Source organism: Oribacterium sp. (assembly GCF_057249185.1).
The window spans coordinates 20160-27120 of sequence record NZ_DBHIGR010000009.1 but is presented as its reverse complement, the minus strand read 5'-3'; the positions used below and the strand labels follow the sequence as shown (position 1 = coordinate 27120).

9 protein-coding genes are annotated in these 6961 nt (G+C 43.4%); 6 read left to right on the top strand and 3 right to left on the bottom strand.

The features are described from left to right. Positions 1–230: 230 nt before the first annotated feature. From ACO4PX_RS01275 to ACO4PX_RS01265, 3 genes are all read right to left on the bottom strand, one after another. Positions 231–764, bottom strand: a complete 534-nt coding sequence (locus tag ACO4PX_RS01275; protein WP_472446315.1) for a DUF3879 family protein — start codon at positions 762–764, stop codon at positions 231–233. 83 nt (positions 765–847) lie between these two features. Further along, on the bottom strand, positions 848–1645 hold the full coding sequence (locus ACO4PX_RS01270) for a phosphatase (protein WP_315375081.1): 798 nt from the start codon (positions 1643–1645) through the stop codon (positions 848–850). A gap of 24 nt (positions 1646–1669) precedes the next feature. Continuing rightward, positions 1670–2428, bottom strand: coding sequence for an exodeoxyribonuclease III (locus ACO4PX_RS01265; RefSeq protein WP_315375082.1), 759 nt, complete (start codon positions 2426–2428; stop codon positions 1670–1672). A gap of 251 nt (positions 2429–2679) precedes the next feature. On the opposite strand from ACO4PX_RS01265, the gene ACO4PX_RS01260 reads away from it, so the two are divergent. From ACO4PX_RS01260 to atpE, 6 genes are all read left to right on the top strand, one after another. Continuing rightward, entirely contained in the window at positions 2680–2907 is a 228-nt protein-coding gene (locus tag ACO4PX_RS01260) for a hypothetical protein (protein WP_040649157.1), read from the top strand. Between the two features lie 3 nt (positions 2908–2910). Further along, positions 2911–3483 (top strand): signal peptidase I, encoded by a 573-nt coding sequence (lepB, locus tag ACO4PX_RS01255; RefSeq protein WP_315001043.1) that lies wholly within the window; start codon positions 2911–2913, stop codon positions 3481–3483. A 336-nt stretch (positions 3484–3819) separates the two neighbouring features. Further along, positions 3820–4005 carry a hypothetical protein gene (locus tag ACO4PX_RS01250; RefSeq protein ID WP_183684653.1) on the top strand — a complete coding sequence of 62 codons (186 nt, stop codon included), beginning with the start codon at positions 3820–3822 and terminating at the stop codon, positions 4003–4005. A 267-nt stretch (positions 4006–4272) separates the two neighbouring features. After that, positions 4273–5616 (top strand): SH3 domain-containing protein, encoded by a 1344-nt coding sequence (locus ACO4PX_RS01245; protein WP_485571021.1) that lies wholly within the window; start codon positions 4273–4275, stop codon positions 5614–5616. A gap of 381 nt (positions 5617–5997) precedes the next feature. Continuing rightward, a complete protein-coding gene (locus ACO4PX_RS01240; protein ID WP_183684650.1) occupies positions 5998–6684 on the top strand; it encodes a F0F1 ATP synthase subunit A in 687 nt (228 codons plus the stop codon). Positions 6685–6744: 60 nt separating this feature from the next. Further along, complete coding sequence (gene atpE / locus ACO4PX_RS01235; RefSeq protein ID WP_308579702.1) at positions 6745–6960, top strand: ATP synthase F0 subunit C; 216 nt, start codon at positions 6745–6747, stop codon at positions 6958–6960. The last annotated feature ends 1 nt before the right edge of the window (position 6961 follow it).

Here is a 6961-nt window from a genome sequence, read left to right as displayed (position 1 = left end):
CCGTACGTACAGTGCTGTGAGAGGACGGCGGTTAGTCGCCGCCTCCTACTCGATCGCAAAGCAACGTCCTTCGGAAGTTGGCTTTGTCCAGGCTAGGCTTTTCTGAAGAAAAGTCTAGCCTTAGGGGTTCTAAGCTTTTACAAGACAAAAGCCAAGAACCCACGGGCTCAGATTGCCCCGTATTTCAGACCTATACTGCAGGAAAAGCTATATATCCTGCATCCTCTTTTTTATACTTTTTGATCGATTCCTTCAATTTGTACCTGTTCTTGCAGATACTCCTGAATGATTTTAGGATCAAAGGATTGACGAGGGCTCCAGTTTGTATCAACAGACTTTATTTTCTGTTCAATTTTGGATACTTCATCCTTGCCGATTTGATCTATCGTGTACATAATGGCTCTTCTTTCCGGGCCGCTTTGTGACTTAGCATAATCTCTAAACTTTTTACTATAGCTTTCAGCGTCGGCAGAATTCACAAATCCTTGATTCTTTAAGAAGGCATCACGGATTTCTTTTCTTGCCAAAGCTTCAATATCCTTACTTACAGGAATAATATACTCTTTTCCTGCACCGGGATAATCCGGACTCATCCAAGGGTCGCCTCCTGCGGCAATAAGATTACGGAAGTGTCTCTCTTCTTGGCTTAAACTTCTCCATTCTTTTTCTTCAGGAGATAGATTTTGGTTTTTTTGGGACTGAGGATCAAAATCCTGTTTTGCTATGGCGTATTTTGCCATATTGCTAACGGTCATACTCATCATAGTACCTCTTCCTTTATTTTCTATGAGTAATATCGACCATATACATATATATATTAACTTGAAACAGCGGTGCAAAACCCGCCTTACCCCAGTCCTGCCTTCTTCATATGCTGTAAAAAGCTTTCCTTATCTCTGGTCATAATCAGCTCTTCCGGAAAATGAATCTTCTCCAGCAGGGATTCCACCTTTTGATATTCTCCAATTTTTAAAGCAATATGGGCATCACTGGAAACGGAGATGGGTACTCCCAGTTCCGCACAGCGTACTGCAATGGCTTCGCAACGCTTTTTGGTTTCGCTTCCTTCATCCATGGAATGCTCATTAATCTCAATCAGAACATTCTGTTCCTTTGCGGCAAGAAGCACCGGATCGATTTCAAAGGGGAGTCCGGAACGACCGATATGCCCAAGAATCAGAATTTTTGGGTGCTTCATGGCTTCCAGATAAAGCTTGGTGCAAGCTAGAGCGCTTTCTCCCTTGGCAAAGCTGTTTCGGTGGACAGAGGCAATACAATAGTCCATTTTCTTGCAGACACGCTCATAGAGAGACATTTTCTTCCCGTCACTGTAAAAATCTCCGTCAATATTTTTCCAAATGGGAATATCAAAACCGAAAAGGTTTCCCTCCATATCCACAATATCCACTTCACAGCCCTGCAAAACCCGAACGCCATGAATTTCCTTGGGCCAGGTGTGACTTACCATCAAATACTGGTAGTGACGGACATTTTCATAATCCGGATAGAGCATGGCGGAAAAATGATCCGTAGAGCCAAGTAGCTCCAATCCGGCTTCCTTCGCCGCGGCAACATTTTCCAAAATCGTGGAGTAAGCATGGCGGGAATAAAGAGTATGGGTATGAACATCACATTTCAATTTCATAAAATACTTTTCCCCTTTCTATTATTACAGATCCAAAGTGATTTCCACAGGACAATGGTCGGAGCCCATTACTTCTTGATGAATAGAAGCGGAAAGGAGCTTCTTCTCTAACTGCTTGGAAACCACAAAATAGTCGATTCTCCAACCTACATTTCTTTCTCTGGCCTTGGTACGGTAGCTCCACCAACTGTATTCCTCTTCCTTGTCCGGATAGAAATGGCGGAAGGAATCCAGATAGCCGGAGTCCAACACTCTGGAAAACTTCGCTCTTTCCTCGTCGGAAAAGCCCGCACTCATGTGGTTAGTGTCCGGATTTTTCAGGTCGATTTCCTCATGGGCAACATTTAAGTCACCGCAATAAATTACCGGCTTTTTCTTTTCCAAAGTTAAGATGTAGTTCAGGAAGGCATCTTCGAACTCCATTCTGTAGGGAAGACGCTTCAGCTCTCCCTGAGAGTTGGGAACGTAGACGGTAATCAGATAAAACTCCGGATATTCCAGCGTAATCACACGCCCTTCCTGGTCATGCTCTTCCACGCCGATACCGTACTGTACGGACAGCGGCTCTTCCTTTGTGAAAATGGCGGTGCCGGAGTAGCCCTTCTTCACCGCATAATTCCAGTATTGAAAATAACCCGGCAGCTCCAGGTCAATCTGTCCCTCCTGCAATTTGGTTTCCTGCAAACAAAAGATGTCCGCATCCAAACGCTTAAAATCCTCCATAAAATTTTTTCCCATAACGGCTCTAAGCCCATTTACATTCCAGGAAATCAGTTTTTTCATAAATATCCTTTCTACTCAATTCATTATTCTAAAGAAAAATTATTTTTCGTTTAGCTCTTGCGTGAGCCCTCAGCACAGAACGCAAGCTTGTATTCTTTTTTGGCATGAGAATAGTGTAACAGACATTGCAAAGCCTGCAAGGGCTTTCGGGAAATTTCCGGAAGACAAGTTCTTAAAATTTTAAGAACTTTTTGCAAATGCAGGAGGAAAAGGCTATACTGTTTTCAAATCCCAAAGGAAAGGAAAGTAGTATGGCATCACAGAATTTAGAAGAAGTAGCGCAGTACCTGAAGAAGATGAAATTTCGAAAGGCCTTTTTCGGCTTTAAGCCTGCCTCTGTTTGGAAGAAATTAGAGGATTTGGACGGAGAATACCGTTCCGCCATTCAGGTGATGGAAATCGGCTACAAAGCCAGAATTCAGGAAAGAGACGAAAAAATTGCCGCTTTGGAAGAAGAGCTGGCAAAGCTAAAGGGATAGGATATGGCAAAGAAGAAAAAAGAAGTAGAGAAAAAAGCAGTCCTTCCTTTGGATGTGATTCGAAAAAAGAGAACTTATTACCGGCAAATGGGAGACATTCGTTCCTTCTTCTCCCATCTGCTTTTGATGGGTGCCTTGATTTATGTGATGTTCTTCGTCATTTTCGGAATCGCTCCGGTGAAAAATGACGATATGAAGCCAAAGCTCAGTGCAGGAGACCTGATGCTATACTACCGTCTGGAAAATAAATTTTTCCCCTCCGATGTTCTGGTATATCATAAAGACGGGAAGCAGTTTGTGGGAAGAATCATCGGCATGCCGGGAGACGAGATTGAAATTCCGGATGAAGGCGGCTTAAAAATCAATGGAAATATGCAGGTAGAGGACGGTATTTTCTATTCCACTCAGCCCTATGACACGGAGGCGGTGAAATATCCTATTAAGCTGAAGGAGGGAGAATACTTTATGATGTCGGACATGCGTTCCGGAGCGAAGGATAGCCGACTCTTCGGCCCGGTTAAGAAAGCGGAAATTAAAGGCAAGGTCATTACTATTTTGAGAAGATCCTCCTTATAATGCTTCATAGAAAGAAGAAATTTAGAGAGCTGTTTCGTTTTTTCGAAAGGCTCTCTTTTTTAATTTTTATAAAAGTATCTGAGCCCGTAAGACTTACTGAGAGCTTGCGAAGAGAAGGCCTGCCGAAAATAAATAGTAGGGCTTCAGAGCGGCTCCTTAAAATGTACTTAGAAAAAAACAAAACAGCTCTCTGCAAAAACTTATTTTTTATGAAAATATTGCGATATACATATTGTAAATTAATAAAATAGAGTAGAACAGGAATCGCAGGAAGGAGCTTCCGGCGGTGCAGAGAGACAGGGATGTTTTTCATGCCACATTCCTAAGGAGGACGAAATGAAGTTGCAGTATGTGGGAAATAGTTTTTCAGAGGGTTTGACAGATGGAAAAATTTATGAGGGAAAGGATGTCAATATCTTTTGCGTTGCTGTGATGGATGATACGGGAATGGAACGGATTTATTCCAGACTGACTCCCGGACCTTTTGCCGGTAAGTCAGAGGGCAGATGGGATATTATATAAAAAGACTTTTAATGAGAAAAAACGAAAAATAGAGTAGAGGGAGGATAAGGTAAACAGCTTATCCTCTTTTTACGTTTCTCCAAAGCTTTTCGCTTGCTTACCCTGAAAATAGAGCCTGTCTCCGCCGCTTTTAGGACAAATCTTACGATTTAAGGAAAGAAGTATCAAAAACCGCGAATTCTTTGTGAAAAATGATATTCTTCCTTGAAGAAAGCTGTCTTTCTAGGTATACTACAGAAGAAAATTGCAGGAGGCAAGGAGGGAAATATGGCGGAGCGTGAAAACAGTGTTTGGGGAAAGATTCGCGTACAATTAGGGGATGTGCAGAACTACCTCTTGAACGGACAATATAAAGAAGCGGTGATTATGGACAAGGAGATTTTGGCCAGCCTGGTACGGATGCAGATCGATCAGGCTTTGATGGTCTCCAGTAATTTAGAGAGCGATATTAATCAGCTTTTTGAAGGCGGTATTATTTCTGCCAAGTCCAGAGATACCTATCACGGAATTCGGGCCTTTGGAGAACTGGCAGAGCTTGGCAATGAATCCACTGCCCAGGATGCCAATGACTCCTTCTCCATGTTAAGAGATGCCTTATCGGAGTATGTGGAAGAGGGACCGGGAAGAAATGAAGGAATACAGGGAGAGGATTCTCTTGCCGCTACATCTTCTTCCGCAGCCTATAGAGATGAGCTGGGAGAGGAGAATACGATTTCCAGCTCCAGCTTAAGAAGAGAAACAGCAAGACAGGCAGGACTGGCTTCCCGTATTGATGCGGAGAATTACGGAGCGGAGGCGCCCAGACTTACCACCGAAGGATATTCCTCCAGAATTCGAGAAATCGAAAGGGAAGAGCGGGAAGAAGAACTGGGAGCAGGAATCCCCGTTCGAAGAAACACAGCCGGAAAGGAAAGAACCGGAGCAGGAACCGATAGAGCAAGACGTTTACAAAAGAGCGTAGGCTCAAGCAGTTCTGTGAAGAGAAGAAGCGGAAGAACTGCCGGAACAGCCGGCAGAAGACAGAGAAGTACTGCAAACAGAAATCCGGGAACAGAATGGGATTTGTACAGCATTTTACGAATTGCTCTTCCGGTGGCTATTGCTATTATCGTGATTATTCTGGTAAAGGTGCTTTTCTTCTCCGCAAAGAAGCATAGCGTAGTGGAAACTACAGCGGCAGTAACAGAGACCTCTGCAACAATGGAAAGCACGGAGGAAACCACCGTGGAGGAGACTACGGCTACGCCGAAGCGTTATTTCACCACCACAGGAGTAAGAATCAGAACAAAGCCCAGCACAACAGATTCAGAAGTACTCACCGTGTTGGATGAAGGAACAGAGCTGCAATACAAGGCGGATTATAATGATGAGTGGTTAGAAATCACCTATAACGGACAGGATGCCTATATTTCCAAGCAGTATGTACGTTCTGAGGAAATCAGTACTACACAAAGTGCAACAGGAGGCAATACCACAGCTACTACGGCGGCCAATGCTTCCGGTACAAGTACAAACTCTGCAACAAAATCCACTACGGAGAGCCGTGCTGCCGCAGCTACTACAGCACAGCAGGCCAAGGCCGGCTCCACAACCCTGACAGTATCTCCATAAGAGGGTGAAGACTTTTTCGCAAAGCTATATCATAAGAAGAAAAATAATTTTAAAGGGACTGCAAAAAATCAAAATTAAAGAAATTTTTTGCAGTCCCTTTAAAATGCTTCAAAATAATATGGTAGTTCTACATGAATATCTAATTCCGATAGGAAAAAACTTTGCGTATTGTATCCATTATGAAAGAGAAAAATGAAAACATCTTGCACTTTGCTTGTAAGAAATGTAAAATTAGCTTTCGTGAACCTGAGATTGCTGGAGAAAAATGACAAAAAAATAGTAAAGAAAATATTTTTCGCTTAATTTTGAAAAATACTTGCAATCACGGAGAGAGTGCCTATAATCTCAAAGGTACTTGAGAGTGAAGAAAGGGGGAAAACCATGGAAAAGCTTGCAGCATCCCTGCTGGAAGAGCTGAATGTGGAGACTGTCTTTACAATTCCGATTTTTGGAGGAATTCCTGTTTCCGAATCTGTTGTGGTGACTTGGATCATCATGGCGGTAATGATATTTGGCGCTTACCTGTTGGGTAGAGATTGCAAGGTTCGTACACCGGGGACGAGACAGCAGATCGCAGAGTTGATTGTGACAAAGCTGGACAAGTTTATGGAAGGCAATCTGGGAGAAGAGGGCAAGCAATACGGTACGTATCTGGCGGTGGTACTGATTTTTATCGGTATAGCCAACCTCTTCGGTGTTTTCGGCTTTAAGCCGCCCACAAAGGACTTTAATGTTCCTGTGGCACTGTCCCTGATGAGCATTATTCTTGTGGAAGTAGCGGGAATTCGTGCCTTCGGTACGGGAGGCTGGGTCAAGCGCTTCGCACAACCTATTCCCATTATGACGCCGATTAATATCCTGGAGGTCTTCATCAGACCATTATCCTTGTGTATGCGTCTTTTTGGAAATGTTTTAGGAGCCTTCGTTATCATGGAGCTTGTGGAATTGGTGGTTCCGGTAGGAGTTCCGGCAATCTTGTCTTTGTACTTTGATCTTTTTGACGGTCTGGTACAGGCGTATGTTTTTGTATTTTTGACATCGCTCTATATTGCGGAAGCGGTAGAGTAAAGCGGAGTAGTGTAGGTAGTAGTAAAATTGGTCGCAGAGCGACAGAATGGAGAAAAAATTATGGTAGCATTAGGAGCAGCAATTGCAGCATTGGCATGTCTTGGAGCAGGATTATCCATCGGTTTGGCAACAGGAAAGGCAACAGAGGCGGTAGCCAGACAGCCGGAAGCAAGTTCTAAGATTATGACTATCCTCTTACTTGGTTGTGCTTTGGCCGAGGCAACAGCCATCTACGGTTTCGTTATCGGACTTATGATTATCCTCTTCTTAAAGTAAG